Below are 1696 nucleotides of genomic sequence, written 5' to 3' on the forward strand. Positions count from 1 at the left end.
GGTGGAGGCCCGCTGCCACGAAAACGGGCACCGGTAACCGTAGACAGGTCCGGCACGGCCGCAGTGTCGGACTCGTGGAGTTGGCTCGTTACAGACCACCGCCGAGCCCGCCAGCAGCAGCAGGATGGTGGGGAACACGCCGAGGAAATGACCGACCACGACGAGCGTGGCGATCTCGGCGACGAAGTAGGCGAGGAACAGCAGGGCAGGCATCGGGCGATCCTTTCGATCGATCTACCGGTGCAACGCGCGAGGACCCGATTTTTCTCCCGACTGCGTCACCGGTCACACCCTCGGGCGCTTTCTCAGGCGCTGCCCGGCCGCACCAGCCCGGTCTCGTAGGCCAGCACCACGGCTTGGACCCGGTCGCGCAGGCCGAGTTTGGTGAGCACCCGACCGACATGGGTCTTGACCGTCGCCTCCGACAGGAACAGTGCACCCGCGATCTCGGCGTTGGAGCGCCCGGCCGCGATGTGCTCGAGCACTTCCCGCTCGCGGGCGGTCAGCACCTCCAGCACCCCTGGATCGCGCCCGGCCGCCGGGTCCTCGGCGATGAGCCGATCCAACAGCCGTTTGGTCACCTTGGGCGATACGACCGCGTCCCCGGCCGCGACACTGCGAATCGCGGAGATCAAATCCTCGGGCGGCAGATCCTTGAGCAGGAACCCGCTCGCCCCGGCCCGCAGCGCGCCCAGCGCGTGTTCGTCGAGGTCGAAGGTGGTCATGACGAGAACCCTGCTGCCGCACCCGGATTCGATGATCCGCGCGGTCGCGGTCACCCCGTCGGTCACCGGCATCCGCACATCCATCAACACCACGTCCGGCCGCAACTCCGCCGCCCGCGCGATCGCGGTGGCCCCGTTGTCGGCCTCCCCCACCACCTCGATATCGGGGTGAGCACCGAGCACCATCCGCAACCCCGCGCGCATGAGCTCCTGGTCGTCGACAACTAGAACGGTGATCGGCACCCCCACAACCTAATAGGTCATCCCATGAACCACCGCATGAGGGCCGGGCGCGATAGCCGGGCGCTCTGGTCGGCACCGGATGCGCGGCCACCGGCGAGCCGCCCGCTCGGACTCGGTGGCCGATTCAGTCGGGGATGCCGCGGTCGAGGGGGATGGTGGCGCGGACGGTCCAGCCGCCGTGCGGGTTTCGGCCGGCGGTGAGGCTGCCGCCGAGGACGGCGATGCGTTCGCGCATGCCCACCAGGCCCAGGCCGCTGCCGGGGATGCGGGAGGGGACGGGCGCTATCCGGGAGGGGACGGTGAGGGCCGGTTTGGTGGTGCCGCCGCTGTTTCCGTTGCCGCCGTTGCGGATCCCGGCGGTGCCGATACCGCCGTTTGCGGTGGCGGTGTCGGGGATGGTGGCGCTGACGCGGTGGCCGCCGGTCGCGTGATTGCAGTGGCCGCCGGGGGTGGGCGGGGTGAGCGGTACGCCGCCGGAGTCGGTGATGTCGACCAGGACGTCGGTGTCACGGCGGGTGACGCGGACCTCGGCGTGCGGGGTGGGTCCGGCGTGGCGCAGGGTGTTGGTGAGCGATTCCTGCACGATGCGGTGGATGCCGAGGCTGACCTCGGGGGTGACGGTGTCGAGTTCGCCGCTCAATTCGAGGGAGACGTCCAGGCCCGCGCTGCGCATCATGTCGACCATCTTGGCGATGCCCGCGGTCCCGTGCTGCGGAAGTTGTTCGGGC

The 1696-nt window shown here is 70.0% G+C and carries 2 protein-coding genes and 1 pseudogene; all 3 read right to left on the bottom strand.

Annotation, left to right across the window (positions count from 1 at the left end):
• Window positions 1-213: pseudogene (locus ACWELQ_RS45225) on the bottom strand (hypothetical protein); the annotation flags it as partial.
• Between the two features lie 92 nt (window positions 214-305).
• Complete coding sequence (locus ACWELQ_RS45230) at window positions 306-968, bottom strand: response regulator (protein ID WP_452403114.1); 663 nt, start codon at window positions 966-968, stop codon at window positions 306-308.
• Between the two features lie 124 nt (window positions 969-1092).
• Window positions 1093-1696 (bottom strand): sensor histidine kinase (locus ACWELQ_RS45235; protein WP_452403115.1); only part of this gene is annotated, 604 nt, incomplete at its 5' end.

Source organism: Nocardia sp. NPDC004722 (assembly GCF_053601505.1).